This is a genomic window from Rhizobium sp. NZLR11, from assembly GCF_019685115.1.
GTDB lineage: Bacteria > Pseudomonadota > Alphaproteobacteria > Rhizobiales > Rhizobiaceae > Rhizobium.
In genome coordinates this window covers 70,319-83,386 of sequence record NZ_JABDWD010000003.1, presented here as the reverse complement: position 1 = coordinate 83,386, position 13,068 = coordinate 70,319, and the positions used below count along the sequence as shown (strand labels likewise).

Here is a 13,068-nt window from a genome sequence, read left to right as displayed (position 1 = left end):
CGAAATCAGGATTTCAGTTCCTTCCAGGCCAAATCCAGCGCCAGGCTGGTAATTCTTGCCATCTCGTCCACCTCCGCATGGCTGATGACAAGCGGTGGCGAGGCCAGCATGCGGTCGCCCGTGGCGCGCAGCACGAGGCCGTTCGCCAGCGCATGGTTGCGCACCAGCGCACCGACCTGATCGGGCTTGTCATAACGCGTGCGCGTGCTCTTGTCGGCAGTCAGCTGCAGGGCGCCCATCAGGCCGATGCTGACGGCCTCGCCGACCAGATCATGCTCGGCAAGGGCCGCCCAGGCCTTGCCAAAATAGGGGCCGATATCGTCGCGCACCCGTTCGACCAATTTCTCCTCCTCGATGATGCGCAGGTTTTCGAGGGCGGCGGCAGCGCAGACGGGATGGCCGGAATAGGTGAAGCCGTGATTGAACTCGCCGACCTCGTTGATCAGCACGTCGGCGATGCGGTCACTGACGAGCACGCCGCCGATCGGCAGGTAGCCGGAGGACAGTCCCTTGGCGATCGGCGCCAGATCGGGCTCGACGCCGAAATGCTCATAGCCGAACCAGGCGCCCAGCCGGCCGAAACCGCAGATCACCTCATCGGTCACCAACAGGATATTACGCGCCTTGCAGATCCTGTCGATCTCCGGCCAGTAGGTCTCGGGCGGGATGATGACGCCGGCAGCCCCCTGCACCGGTTCGGCGACGAAGGCTGCGACATTTTCCTCGCCCAACTCGTCGATCTTCGCTTCGAGTTCGCGGGCGACCTTGAGACCGAATTCATCAGGCGAGAGATCGCCGCCCTCGCCGTACCAATAGGGCTGGCCGATATGAACGATGCCAGGGATCGGCAGGTCGCCCTGCTCGTGCATGTATTTCATACCGCCGAGGCTGGCGCCGGCGACGGTCGAACCGTGATAGCCGTTCTTCCTTGCTATAACGATTTTCTTCGACGGCTTGCCGACGGCGCTCCAATAGACGCGGGCCATGCGGAACCAGGTGTCGTTCGCCTCCGAGCCGGAGCCGGTGAAGAAGATATGGTTGAAACGCGCCCCCGCGTGGGCGGTGACCTTCTGGGCAAGCAGCGTCGCCGGCGTCGAACTCGTGCCGAAGAAGGTATTGTAATAGGGCAGCTCGTTCATCTGTCTTGCAACGGCGTCAGTGATCTCGCGGCGGCCATAGCCGATATTGACGCACCAGAGGCCGGCGAAGCCATCGAGATATTTCCTGCCGTGATTGTCGAAGATATGAACGCCCTCGCCGCGCTGGATGATGCGCGTGCCTTCGGCATTCAGCTTCTTCATGTCGGCGAAGGGATGCAGGTGATGCGCGGCGTCGATCGCCGCAAGGTTCGAGGGTGGGTAGGTATCGGGCATAATGGGAAGACCCTCGCGGATTGAAAGGCTGTTATCGATGGGATAGGAGCTTGGCCTTGTCCCGGAGGATTTTCAAGGTCATGGCGAGCGACAGGGTGGACGGCAAGGCCGAGGGCGGCGATCCTCGTTTTGAGATCCTGATCGTCGGCATGAACGGCGATCTGCGCGGCAAGCAGCTTCCGCCCGGCGCCGAAGACAAGATCTGGGCCGGCGACATCCGCCTGCCGACCTCGACGCAATCGCTCGACATCTGGGGCGACGACAATGACGACATTACCGGCCTGTCGCTGACGATCGGTGATCCGGACGGCAAGCTCGTCCCCGACCGGCGGAGCCTCGCGCCGATGCCCTGGGCGCCCGAGGGCTCGATGCAGGTGCTTGCCACCATGCACGAATTCGACGGCATCCCGAGCTTCATGGATCCGCGCGCCATCCTCGCCTCGGTGCTCGATCGTTATCGTGCACGCGGCCTGACACCCGTGGTGGCGACCGAGCTGGAATTCTACGTGATGTCAGGGGACTGGCGCGAGGCCGGCCGCCCCTCCCCGCCCGAAAGCCTCACCTATCGCGGCGAACCGAACGGCTTCCAGCTTTACGACATGAGCGCCGTCGATGCACTCGACGTCTATCTCGGGACGCTGAGGGCCTATGCGAAGGCGCAGGGGCTGCCGGCGGATGCGACGACGGCGGAATTCGGCCCTGGTCAGTTCGAGGTCAACCTGCTGCACCGCCCCGATGCGCTGGCCGCGGCGGACGATTGCCTCTACCTCAAGCGCATCGCCGAGCAGGCGGCGCGCCGCCACGGACTGAAATCGACCTGCATGGCCAAGCCTTATTCCGACCATGCCGGCTCCGGCCTGCATGTGCATGCGAGCATCATCGATGTGCAAGGCCGCAACATTCTCGATGCCAAGGGCGGCGAACCGAAACTGCTGAAATCGGTGACAGCAGGCCTGCTCGACACCATGCGCGCGGCGCAGCTGATCTTCGCCCCGTTCGCCAACTCCTATCGCCGCTTCCAGCCGGGCTCGTTTGCACCTGTCGATCTGACCTGGGGCAGCGGCCATCGCGGCACGGCGATCCGCATACCCGACAAGGATGGGCCGGCCGCCCGCATCGAGCACCGCGTCGCCGGCGCCGACGCCAATCCCTATCTGCTGCTCGCCGCGATCCTTGGCGGCATGCTTATCGGTCTCGACGGCGAACTCGACCCCGGCGAGGAGACGTCGCCGTCGCACACACCGGCGAATACCGCGCGGCTGACGCATGATTTCCTGAGTGCCGTCGAAGCCTTCCGTGCCTCGCCCTTCATCGCCGATATCTTCGGCGCACGTTATCAGGCGCTCTACGGCGACACCAAGCGCAAGGAAGCGCTTGCGCATCTGCGCACCGTCTCGGATTTCGACTATCGCACTTATCTGCCGCGGCTCTGAAATTCAGCAGAAGACCTACACAGCCGGCTCGCGGCGCTCGGCCGCATCCACCTGCGCGGCGAGACCCTGCTTGACGAGAACCTTCAACTCGCCTGGATGCAGTCGGATCGAGACGTCGCGTTCGAGCGGCAGCAACTCGCCGTCCATGACACAATTGGCCTTGTAACGCAGTTTCGGGAAATGCAGTTGCACCTCCGCCGGATGCATCACCATGACATCGGCATTCTCGCGGACCTTGCCGCGCAGCATGTCGATGGCGAGACGGGCGACACCGACCGGTTTCAGCGGATTTGCCGTATAGAAGCCGAGCTCGCCGCTTCTCAGATTGTCGGCGTAAAGCAGCGCATTCTCACCGAAGGGATTGTTGGAGACGGAGATTGCCGACACCCTGCGGCGCTCGCGCATGCCGGCCGCCTCGAACTCGACTTCGAATTCCGGCGGGTTGAAGATGACGCCCAAGGCCGCCTTTGTGCTCGCCCGTATCTTGCCCAGCCGCGAACGATAGCTGTAGGCGTTGCGGTAGCGCACCATTCGGGCATGCAGGCCGGCGGAAAACTGGTGGATGAAGGGCCGGCCGTTGGCGCTGGCGATATCGACATTGTCGATCTCGCCAGAGGCAAGCACATCGAGCGCCTGCCAGATATCGAGCGGCACACGCAGCGAGCGGGCAAACAGGTTCATGGTGCCGGCCGGCACGACGCCGAGCGCAATGCCGTTTTTCCAGGCGATCGATGCCGCCGCCGAAATCGTGCCGTCGCCGCCGCCGGCGACGATCCCGTCGATGTCGTCGCGCTTGGCCGCCCGCTCCATGGCGGGAATGATCTCCTTTCCGGAGAAGACGATGGCGTCGAAATCGTGCCCAGCTTCGCGGAAAGCCGCCTCCGCCCTCTTTTCGTAGGCCAGCATGTCGGTGGTCCTGAAGGTACCGCCGTCGCGATTGAAAAAGCCTACAAGCTTCATGAGGGCTCCCGTCTCTGGCGCGGAAATAATCCTGCCTTGCCCATCAGATGGTTTCGGGATCGGCGATTTCAAGCGCCAGTACCTTTCCCGGGAGACGACAGAAATGCAAAAATTGCAACGGACATATGCACATAGCAGGACGCTGCACTGCAAAAAACGCACTCGACGCCGGCCGGGTCGTCACGGATAGATGGAAGGATCGGAGACAGGTCTCCACCTCCCGCCATTTTGAACGATCGGCCCGCGGCCGTGCCAGCGCCAAGGCCATCGCCAATCAGAAAACCGCATCGAGGAGCTCTCGTGAGTGAGATCACCGTCAATGATTCCATCGATAGCCAGGATGAAGGGCTGCCCTCGGCAACGACAGTAGCGCTGGTCCAGCTGGCGCTCGCCTGCGGCGGCTTCGGCATCGGCACCGGCGAATTCGCGATTATGGGCCTATTGCCCAATGTCGCCAAGACCTTCTCGGTCACGACCCCGCAAGCCGGCTACGTCATCAGCGCCTATGCACTCGGCGTCGTCATCGGCGCGCCCGTCATCGCCGTGCTCGCCGCGAAGATGGCGCGCCGTACGCTGCTGCTGACACTGATGCTGATCTTTGCCGCCGGCAATATCTTCAGCGCCATGGCGCCGACCTTCGAAACCTTCACGTTGCTGCGCTTCGTCAGCGGCCTGCCGCATGGCGCCTATTTCGGCGTCGCAGCCCTTGTCGCCGCCTCGATGGTGCCTGTGCACCGCCGCGCACGTGCCGTCGGCCGCGTCATGCTCGGCCTAACCGTCGCAACACTTCTCGGCACGCCCTTGACGACGTTCTTCGGCCAGTCGCTCGACTGGCAGATCGCATTTTTCTCGGTCGGCGTGCTCGGCCTGCTGACGGTGGCGCTGATCTGGTTCTACGTTCCCAAGGACAGGGTTTCCGAGGAGGCAAGCTTCCTGCGCGAACTCGGGGCTTTCCGCCGGCCGCAGGTGTGGCTGACGCTCGGCATCGCCGCTGTCGGTTACGGCGGTATGTTTGCGATGTTCAGCTATATCGCCTCGACGACAACCGAGGTGGCGATGCTGCCGGAAACAGCGGTTCCGATCATGCTGGTGCTCTTCGGCGTCGGCATGAATGCCGGCAATTTCATCGGTTCATGGCTCGCCGACAAATCGCTGCTCGGTACGATCGGCGGCTCGCTCGTCTATAATATCGTCGTGCTGACCACCTTCTCGCTGACCGCCGCCAATCCCTATATGCTCGGCCTCTCCGTCTTCCTCGTCGGCTGCGGTTTTGCCGCCGGCCCGGCGCTGCAGACACGGCTGATGGATGTCGCCGCCGATGCGCAGACGCTTGCCGCCGCTTCCAACCATTCCGCCTTCAACATCGCCAATGCGATCGGCGCCTGGCTCGGCGGTCTCGTCATCGCCTGGGGCTACGGTTTTGCGGCAACCGGTTATGTCGGCGCAGCACTGTCCTTCCTCGGCCTCTTCGTCTTTGCGGCCTCAGCACGGCTGGAGCGTCGCAGCCGGAGCACGCAGGCCGCGTAGAGCGTCTCCGCCCACAATGCGCGGGTGTGCGACATTCTGGCGTTAAGCTTTTACCCCGCTTGACTTTTTTCGCGTTCGGGACCACCTAGAATCTCACGTGGACGGCACTCGTCTTCCGCGGATTTTAACGGAGCCATCTTAACGATGCCAAGCGACAGTAGCAGTCGATTGCCCTTGCCGTACGCGGCCCTCGTGCGCTGACCGACTCCTGTCGGCTCGCCCGGTCGGGACGCTACGGCGGATCGACGGAAAGGCGAGCCTCAAATGAATATCAATCGCTTCCCTCTTCGGGCAGGCCATGCCGCCCGTGCCTTCATCAACAACAGCCGCGGCGCAACGATCGCCGAACACGTCGAATCGTTGAACGCGCTGACCGTCCAGGACGCCGGCCGCGTGCTGACCGGCATGCCGCTCGACTATGCCGTCAACATCCTCGACCGGCCGGAGCTTCGCAACGCTGCACAGATCCTGGCGCTGATCAGCGCCGAGGACGCTGCACGCCTGCTGCATGGCATGTCCAACGACCGTGTCGCCGACGTGCTGCTCGAACTCGACGGCGAGACCCGCGCCCGGCTGTTTGCCAGCCTCGACGAGCCGGTGCGCATCGCGATCCAGCACCTGATGGGCTACCCGCCGCGCACGGCCGGCGGCATCATGACGACGGAATTCGTCAGCGTGCCGGTGAACTGGACCATCGCCCAGACACTCGACCATGTGCGCCAGGTCGAACGCTCGCGCGAGACCGTCTACGCCATCTATGTGCTCGACGAGATCAGCCATGCGCTCATGCATGTGGTGACGCTGCGCCGCCTCATCACCGGCGAGCCGGATGCTTCCATCCTCTCGGTGGCGCAGAAGGGTGCGCCGGTTTCGGCCGATCCGCTGATGAAGCAGGAGGATGTCGCCCGGTTGATCCGCAAGCATGACCTGCTCGCCCTGCCGGTCACCGACGAACATGGGCAGATGCTCGGCATCGTCACCGTCGACGACGTGATCGACACGATGATATCAGACACGACGGAAGCGGCCCAGAGGTTCGGCGGCATGGAGGCGCTCGGCCAGCCCTACATGAAGATCGGCTTCGCCGGCATGATCCGCAAGCGCGCCGGCTGGCTCGCCGCCCTCTTCCTCGGCGAGATGCTGACGGCAAGCGCCATGCAGCATTTCGAAGGCGAGCTGGAAAAGGCCGTGGTGCTGACGCTGTTCATCCCGCTGATCATGAGCTCGGGCGGCAATTCCGGTTCGCAGGCGACCTCGCTGATCATTCGGGCGCTGGCGCTCGGCGAGCTGAAGCTTTCGGACTGGTGGAAGGTGCTGCTGCGCGAACTGCCGACCGGCATCGTGCTCGGCGCGATCCTCGGCCTCGTCGGCTTCATTCGCATCGTCTTCTGGCAGTCGGCCGGCCTCTACGACTACGGCCCGCACTGGCAGATGGTCGCCATCACGGTGTTTGCCGCCCTGATCGGGATCGTCACCTTCGGCTCGATCTGCGGTTCGATGCTGCCCTTCTTGCTGCAGAAGCTCCGGCTCGATCCGGCCAGCGCTTCGGCCCCCTTCGTCGCCACGCTGGTCGACGTCACCGGGCTCGTCATCTACTTCTCGGTGGCCCTGCTCATCCTCAGCGGGACGCTGCTGTAGCACCCGCAAATGGCAGCAAGCCCGAGGGGATTTATTTTCCCTCGGGCAGCTTCAACGGCCCATGCGTCTTCATGCTGCGGATGGCGAAGTTGGAGCGGATGTCGCTGACATTCGGCAGGGTCAACAGCGTTTCCGTCAGAAGCCGTTCGTAGGCGGCGAGATCCTCGACCACCACTTCGGCGAGGAAATCGGCCGTGCCCGAAATCAGGAAACAGGAGACGATCTCGGGGATGGCGAGCAGCGCCTTCTGCTGCGCCTCGGAATTCTCACGGCTGTGATGGGCGACCTTGAATTCGACGAAGACGGTCAGGCCGAGGCCGACCTCCTTACGGTCGATATCGGCCGTGTAGCCGCGGATGATACCGGAGCGTTCGAGATTGCGGATGCGGCGCAGGCAGGGCGACGGCGAAAGGTTCACCTTCTCGGCGATCTCGACATTGGTTGCCCGTGCATCCTCCTGCAGGCACTTCAGGATGGCGATATCGAATTTATCGAGATTTGGCATTTTCGCGATCCCTGTTGGCGTCGATTGGCAGAATATTGCGCATAATATGATTTTTGAGCCAGAGATAGCAAGGACATGCCCTGCCCTCTGGGACTAATCTTTTCCTCAACCGGAAAGGCTCCGGATGAAGGAAGGGACAGGACGATGACCACCATTGCATTTACGAACGACAAATCGCCTTCGCAGGCACTGGGTTATGCCGGCGGCACCGTTACCGTACTGATCTGGGCGACATGGTTTCTCGTCACCCGCCACAGCGCCGCAACGCCGCTCGGCTCGGTCGACATCGGGCTGATCCGCTTCGGCATTCCGGCGCTGGTGCTTTCGCCGGTCTGGCTGAAGACCGGACTGTTGCCGAAGTCCCTGCCGCTGCACCTGGTGGCGATCATGGTGTCCGGGTCCGGCGCCGTTTTCTTCCTGCTCACCACGCTGGCAATCCATTCGACGCCGGCTGCGTCTTCAGGCATCCTGCTCGGCGGCTCGATGCCGCTCGCGGCGGCGCTGATCGGCATCGTGCTGTTTGGCGAAAGACCTGATACCACCCGCATCGCCGGGCTGGTCGCAATCGTCGCCGGCGTGCTGATCCTGCTCACCCACAGCCTTGCAGACGCCTCGCTTCCATGGACGAGCTTCGTGCTGCTACCGGCCGGCGCCGTATTGTGGGCGAGCTATACGCATGCCTTCCGCCGCTCCGGCCTGACGGCCGTGCAGGCAAGCGCGCTGATCGCCGTCTGGTCCTTCCTGATCATGGGCGCGCTGGCCCTCATCTTCGGCATCTCGCTGCAGCAGGCACCGCTTCCGGAAATCGGCCTGCAGGTGCTGAGCCAGGGCATTCTTTCCGGCCTCGTCGCCATGGTCGCCTACGGCACCGCCGTCACAACGCTCGGCGGAACGCAGGCCGCCGCCTTCACGGCGCTGACGCCTGTGCTGGCAACGCTTGGCGGCGGCTTGCTGCTTGGCGAACCGATCGGCCTGACGGAAATCAGCGCCGCCGTGATCACCGGCATGGGCGTTGCGCTTTCCACGGGGATCGCCGCCCAGCGCCGCTGACCGCCACCGGACCAACGAACGTCGAAAGCCGCCGACAGCCATCGCTGCGGCGGCTTTTTCAATCAACGTGATTTTGCTCGCTCAAGCCTGGATGACGACGACCCTGGCGCCGACTTCGACCCGGCTATAGAGGTCGATCACGTCGTGGTTCATCATGCGAATACAGCCGCTCGACATGGCGAGCCCGATCGATTGCGGCTGATTGGTGCCGTGAATGCGGAAATGCGTGTCGCCGCCGCCGCGATAGAGATACATCGCTCGTGCGCCGAGCGGGTTGTTCGGACCGCCCGGCATGCCGCCGGCGAGCTTGCGATAACGCTCTTCGCGGCGCTGCATGTTTTCCGTCGGCGTCCAGCTCGGCCACTCGGCCTTGCGGCCGATATAGGCGTTGCCGGCAAATGCCAGCCCCTCGCGACCGACGCCAACGCCGTACCGCACCGCCCTGCCGCCGCCGAGGACATAATAGGCACGGCGCGTCGGGGTGTCGACCACCACGGTGCCGGCGTCATGGGTGGTTTCGTAGGCCACTTCCTGACGGCGGAGTTCCGGCTTGATCTTGTCGATCGGCACCTGCCTCAACGGGAATTTTTCATCCGGAAGTGCGGCGTAATTGGTCTGGCTGTTCAGGCCGGTCGAAGAGCAGCCGGCGACAAAAAGCGGCAGAGCGATCAGGAAACCCCGGCGGGAGATCGTCATGAATGTGTCCTTAGTGCGTCAACAAGATGTCGCACGCTAAGGAAATTATGGTTAACGAACGGCTAACGGCCGCCCGCCGCAGGCGATACGAAGGCGTCAGCACGTAAAATTGTCGGCGGCGTGGATAATCCGCCTCACATGTTCGGATAGACCGGCCCCTCGCCGCCCTGCGGCGGCACCCAGTTGATGTTCTGGTTGGGATCCTTGATGTCGCAGGTCTTGCAGTGCACGCAGTTCTGGGCGTTGATGACGAAGGTCTCCTCTCCGTCCTTCTCGACCCATTCATAAACCCCGGCCGGACAGTAACGCGTCGACGGGCCGGCATAGATGTCGTGCTCCGAACGTTTCTGCAGGCCCATGTCCTTGACCTGAAGATGCACCGGCTGGTCTTCCTCGTGATTGGTGTTCGACAGGAACACCGAGGACAGCCGGTCGAAGGTCAAGACGCCATCCGGTTTCGGATAGGCAATCGGCTTGTGGTTTGCGGCCGGCTCGAGCGACTGCGCATCGGTCTTGCCATGCTTCAGCGTGCCGAAGAACGAGAAGCCGAACAGCGTATTGGTCCACATGTCGAGACCGCCGAGCGCCACGCCGAGCGCCGTGCCGAACTTCGACCACAGCGGCTTGACGTTGCGCACCCGCTTGAGATCCTTGCCGATGTCGCCCTTGCGCCATTCGTTTTCGATCTCGACCACCTCGTCATGGCTGCGGCCGGCTGTAATCGCCGCCGCCACCTTCTCGGCCGCCAGCATGCCCGACAGAACCGCGTTATGGCTGCCCTTGATGCGCGGCACGTTGACGAGACCAGCCGAACAGCCGATCAGCGCCCCGCCGGGGAAGGAGAGCTTCGGCACCGACTGATAACCGCCCTCGGTGATGGCACGCGCGCCATAGGAGAGCCGCTTGCCGCCCTCGAAGGTTCCGCGGATCGCCGGATGGGTCTTGAAGCGCTGGAATTCCTCGAACGGATAGAGATAGGGGTTCTTGTAGTTGAGATGGACGACGAAGCCGACGGCGACCAGATTGTCTTCGAGGTGATAGAGGAAGGAACCGCCGCCGGTCTTCATCCCGAGCGGCCAGCCGAAGGAGTGCTGCACCAGGCCCGGCTTATGGTTCTCCGGCTTGACCTGCCAGAGTTCCTTGATGCCAATGCCGAACTTTTGCGGTTCGCGACCTTTTTGCAGATCGAACTTGGCGATCAGCTGCTTGGCGAGCGAGCCGCGTACACCTTCGCCGATCAGCACGTATTTGCCGAGCAGTTCCATGCCGCGCGTATAATTCGGGCCGGGCTCACCGTTCTTCTCGATCCCCATGTCGCCGGTGGCGACGCCGATGACCGCGCCCTCGTCATTATAGAGCACTTCGGTTGCGGCAAAGCCCGGATAAATCTCGACGCCGAGTTCTTCGGCCTTACCGGCCAGCCAGCGACAGACGAGCCCGAGCGAGACGATGTAGTTGCCGTGATTGTTCATCAGCGGCGGCATCAGCACATTCGGCAGGCGGATCGAGCCGGCCGGGCCGAGCAGCAGGAAATGGTCGGCGGTGACCTCGGTCTTGAAGGGATGCTCACTCTCTTCGCGCCAGCCGGGCAGCAGCCGGTCGATGCCGATCGGATCGACGACGGCGCCGGAGAGGATGTGGGCGCCGACTTCCGAGCCCTTCTCCAGCACGACGACCGAAAGCTCCGGATTGACCTGCTTCAGCCGGATCGCCGCAGAAAGACCAGCCGGACCGGCGCCGACGATCACCACGTCGAATTCCATGCTCTCGCGTTCGGGCAGCTCAGTCGTCTCGGTCATTCACTCGTCTCCGCTTGGCGGCACGCGGCCGTCATCCCGTCATAGGCACTTTCTTGTCAAAACGAGAAAGCATTGTCGAGCCGGGATACGACAGCCAATCTTCAATTCGCACAATGATATGCCCTGGACGCCAGAATTATATGCGGTTTACGTGAACGTCAATTATCAAACGACGCCGAACCGACCACACGCCCTTCCCTTTTCCGGCGCATGCGCCTTATACATCGCTCAAAGATATTGGAGGGAACGATCATGGATCTCGGCATCGAAGGCAAACGGGCGCTCGTCCTCGCCTCCTCGCGTGGCCTCGGCCTCGGCATCGCCGCAGCACTGGCGCGCGAAGGCGCAAATGTGCTGCTCTGCGGGCGCAGCGGCGAGCAGCTGGACGCCAACTGCAAGGCAATCAATGCCGAAGGCAAAGGCCGGGCCGACTGGATCTGGGCCGACCTCGGGGATGAACGCTTCGTCGAGACGACGACGGCGGCGGTGAACGAAAAATTCGGCGGGCTCGATATCCTCGTCAACAATACCGGCGGGCCGAAGCCCGGTACGACCGAGGACATGACGGGTGAAAAGCTCGAGACCTATTTTATCTCCATGGTCGCCCGCGTGATCACGCTGACCAATGCGCTGCTGCCCGGAATGAAGGCGCAGGGCTGGGGCCGCATCCTGACGGTCGCCTCCTCAGGGGTGATCGAACCGATCGCCAATCTGGCTTTGTCGAATACGCTGCGCCCCGCACTTGCCGGCTGGAGCAAGACGCTTGCCTCCGAAGTGGGCGGCTTCGGCGTTACCACCAACCTGCTCTTGCCGGGCAGCATCCTGACCGGGAGGCTCGACGAGCTCGACGGGGCGGCGGCAAAGCGGACGGGCAAGAGCCTCGAAGATATCCGTACCGACAAGGAAGCGCGCATTCCGGTCGGCCGCTATGGCAGGGTGGAGGAATTTGCCGCAACGGCTGCCTTCCTTTGCAGCCAGCCGGCAAGCTACATCACCGGCTCGCTGATCCGCTGCGACGGCGGCGCGGCGCGATCAGTCTAGCAGTTTCGCTTCAGCCGACGTGGACAGCCCCCGCCCACGTCGCAGCACTTCGGATCATCTGTTCGAGGTAGGCCGGATCGTCGGCAAATTCGGCGAGCTCGGAAAGACGATGGAAGCCCGTCAGGATTGCAATGCGCCGCCGGTCGAGCCGGCGTCCGGTCAGCATTTCATAGGCCGATACGATGCGAGCGGTGAGATCGGGCGAGATGAAGTTCGAGTAGATGAATTCCTGGTGCAACGGACCGAAGCCCGAATCGGCAAAATCGTAGATGCCGTTGAGCCTCCCTTGCGCATGGTCGAAGGCCATGTTCCAGCCATGACCGTCGAAGAAGCCGTAGATGTTGCCGTGGGGATCAGGCGGCAGGGCTTCGAAATCGGAAATAATGGCCTGCGCAAAACTCCGGAGGTCGGGCGGCAGCAGCGGCAGGGCCTTGGTTCGCACCACCTCCGACGATTGCCAGGGCTGGATCGGCCCGGCGCCGGCCGACCGCATGCGATCGGCATCGAGCACGTGCAGCTCGGCGTAAAAACGCGCAAGATCATCCGCGAGGCGCCGACGATAACTCTCGCCAAGCGCATCGTAATCCTCGGCGATGAGATGTTCGCCCTCGAGCTTGGCATGGCTGGAGAAGATCGGCGGCCCGTCGTGAATGCACATGTCTGGAACCGCCATCGACAGCGACGGCCTGATGATGTCGAGCAGGGCGGCTTCCTTGACGAGCGCTCTTTCCGCGCCGGAATGGCGGGGAAATTTAAAGATCAGCGTGTCGTCGACGTCGACGGCAAGCGAGTCCCAACCCTGCGCCGCCAGCTTGAAGACGGAGGCCGTGAGTTCGGGAAACACGCTTATGATGAGAGAGCGAAATTCGCTGGCGCTAAACTCGGTCATGACGACCTGCCTTCTCTGGTTTTTCCGCGTTTTTCCCGCGCCATCGACGGCTTGCGGGTTGATATCGTCTTCTCGCGAAGGGTCTCCCGCCGCAGCCGTCAAACGGCAATCGGGCACGCTCGGCCTATATTAGTATAGTTTGAATATTACGGAATAT

At 62.9% G+C, this 13,068-nt stretch carries 11 protein-coding genes; 5 read left to right on the top strand and 6 right to left on the bottom strand.

Translation table 11 applies throughout. The annotated features are described in order from the left end of the window. Positions 1-5: 5 nt before the first annotated feature. Positions 6-1,373: an aspartate aminotransferase family protein gene (locus HJB83_RS06660; RefSeq protein ID WP_221131469.1), complete on the bottom strand. Its 1,368-nt coding sequence runs from the start codon at positions 1,371-1,373 to the stop codon at positions 6-8. Between the two features lie 80 nt (positions 1,374-1,453). Between HJB83_RS06660 and HJB83_RS06655 the strand changes: the two genes are divergently transcribed. After that, positions 1,454-2,806: a glutamine synthetase family protein gene (locus tag HJB83_RS06655; RefSeq protein WP_207584279.1), complete on the top strand. Its 1,353-nt coding sequence runs from the start codon at positions 1,454-1,456 to the stop codon at positions 2,804-2,806. A gap of 15 nt (positions 2,807-2,821) precedes the next feature. Here the strand turns inward: HJB83_RS06655 and HJB83_RS06650 are convergent, their stop codons facing one another. After that, positions 2,822-3,766 carry a diacylglycerol kinase family protein gene (locus HJB83_RS06650; protein ID WP_207583575.1) on the bottom strand — a complete coding sequence of 315 codons (945 nt, stop codon included), beginning with the start codon at positions 3,764-3,766 and terminating at the stop codon, positions 2,822-2,824. Positions 3,767-4,066: 300 nt separating this feature from the next. Here HJB83_RS06650 and HJB83_RS06645 point away from each other — a divergent pair, with 300 nt between their 5' ends. Together HJB83_RS06645 and mgtE are read left to right on the top strand one after the other, a co-directional pair. Continuing rightward, complete coding sequence (locus HJB83_RS06645; protein ID WP_221115313.1) at positions 4,067-5,293, top strand: MFS transporter; 1,227 nt, start codon at positions 4,067-4,069, stop codon at positions 5,291-5,293. A gap of 264 nt (positions 5,294-5,557) precedes the next feature. Further along, positions 5,558-6,931, top strand: a complete 1,374-nt coding sequence (gene mgtE / locus HJB83_RS06640; RefSeq protein WP_221115314.1) for a magnesium transporter — start codon at positions 5,558-5,560, stop codon at positions 6,929-6,931. A gap of 31 nt (positions 6,932-6,962) precedes the next feature. On the opposite strand, the gene HJB83_RS06635 is transcribed toward mgtE, so the two are convergent. Further along, entirely contained in the window at positions 6,963-7,436 is a 474-nt protein-coding gene (locus tag HJB83_RS06635) for an Lrp/AsnC family transcriptional regulator (protein ID WP_207583572.1), read from the bottom strand. A gap of 144 nt (positions 7,437-7,580) precedes the next feature. Between HJB83_RS06635 and HJB83_RS06630 the strand changes: the two genes are divergently transcribed. Next, entirely contained in the window at positions 7,581-8,486 is a 906-nt protein-coding gene (locus tag HJB83_RS06630; protein WP_207583571.1) for a DMT family transporter, read from the top strand. Positions 8,487-8,567: 81 nt separating this feature from the next. Here HJB83_RS06630 and HJB83_RS06625 read toward each other — a convergent pair whose 3' ends face one another. Together HJB83_RS06625 and HJB83_RS06620 are read right to left on the bottom strand one after the other, a co-directional pair. Further along, on the bottom strand, positions 8,568-9,182 hold the full coding sequence (locus tag HJB83_RS06625; protein WP_221115315.1) for a L,D-transpeptidase: 615 nt from the start codon (positions 9,180-9,182) through the stop codon (positions 8,568-8,570). 134 nt (positions 9,183-9,316) lie between these two features. Then, entirely contained in the window at positions 9,317-10,981 is a 1,665-nt protein-coding gene (locus HJB83_RS06620) for an electron transfer flavoprotein-ubiquinone oxidoreductase (protein ID WP_221115316.1), read from the bottom strand. Positions 10,982-11,233: 252 nt separating this feature from the next. Here HJB83_RS06620 and HJB83_RS06615 point away from each other — a divergent pair, with 252 nt between their 5' ends. Beyond that, positions 11,234-12,022 carry an SDR family oxidoreductase gene (locus HJB83_RS06615; RefSeq protein ID WP_207583568.1) on the top strand — a complete coding sequence of 263 codons (789 nt, stop codon included), beginning with the start codon at positions 11,234-11,236 and terminating at the stop codon, positions 12,020-12,022. Positions 12,023-12,032: 10 nt separating this feature from the next. Here HJB83_RS06615 and HJB83_RS06610 read toward each other — a convergent pair whose 3' ends face one another. Then, the gene (locus HJB83_RS06610; protein ID WP_221115317.1) at positions 12,033-12,911 is read right to left on the bottom strand and encodes a phosphotransferase family protein; all 879 of its coding nucleotides are present in this window, start codon (positions 12,909-12,911) and stop codon (positions 12,033-12,035) included. Between the last annotated feature and the right edge of the window lie 157 nt (positions 12,912-13,068).

What these genes read in the sequence shown, in the direction of transcription:
- HJB83_RS06615 (WP_207583568.1), top strand. Translation starts at nt 11,234, where the DNA reads ATGGATCTCGGCATCGAAGGCAAACGGGCGCTCGTCCTCGCCTCCTCG.
- HJB83_RS06630 (WP_207583571.1), top strand. Translation starts at nt 7,581, where the DNA reads ATGACCACCATTGCATTTACGAACGACAAATCGCCTTCGCAGGCACTG.
- mgtE (WP_221115314.1), top strand. Translation starts at nt 5,558, where the DNA reads ATGAATATCAATCGCTTCCCTCTTCGGGCAGGCCATGCCGCCCGTGCC.
- HJB83_RS06650 (WP_207583575.1), bottom strand. Translation starts at nt 3,766, where the DNA reads ATGAAGCTTGTAGGCTTTTTCAATCGCGACGGCGGTACCTTCAGGACC.
- HJB83_RS06625 (WP_221115315.1), bottom strand. Translation starts at nt 9,182, where the DNA reads ATGACGATCTCCCGCCGGGGTTTCCTGATCGCTCTGCCGCTTTTTGTC.
- HJB83_RS06635 (WP_207583572.1), bottom strand. Translation starts at nt 7,436, where the DNA reads ATGCCAAATCTCGATAAATTCGATATCGCCATCCTGAAGTGCCTGCAG.
- HJB83_RS06610 (WP_221115317.1), bottom strand. Translation starts at nt 12,911, where the DNA reads ATGACCGAGTTTAGCGCCAGCGAATTTCGCTCTCTCATCATAAGCGTG.
- HJB83_RS06660 (WP_221131469.1), bottom strand. Translation starts at nt 1,373, where the DNA reads ATGCCCGATACCTACCCACCCTCGAACCTTGCGGCGATCGACGCCGCG.
- HJB83_RS06655 (WP_207584279.1), top strand. Translation starts at nt 1,454, where the DNA reads ATGGCGAGCGACAGGGTGGACGGCAAGGCCGAGGGCGGCGATCCTCGT.
- HJB83_RS06620 (WP_221115316.1), bottom strand. Translation starts at nt 10,981, where the DNA reads ATGACCGAGACGACTGAGCTGCCCGAACGCGAGAGCATGGAATTCGAC.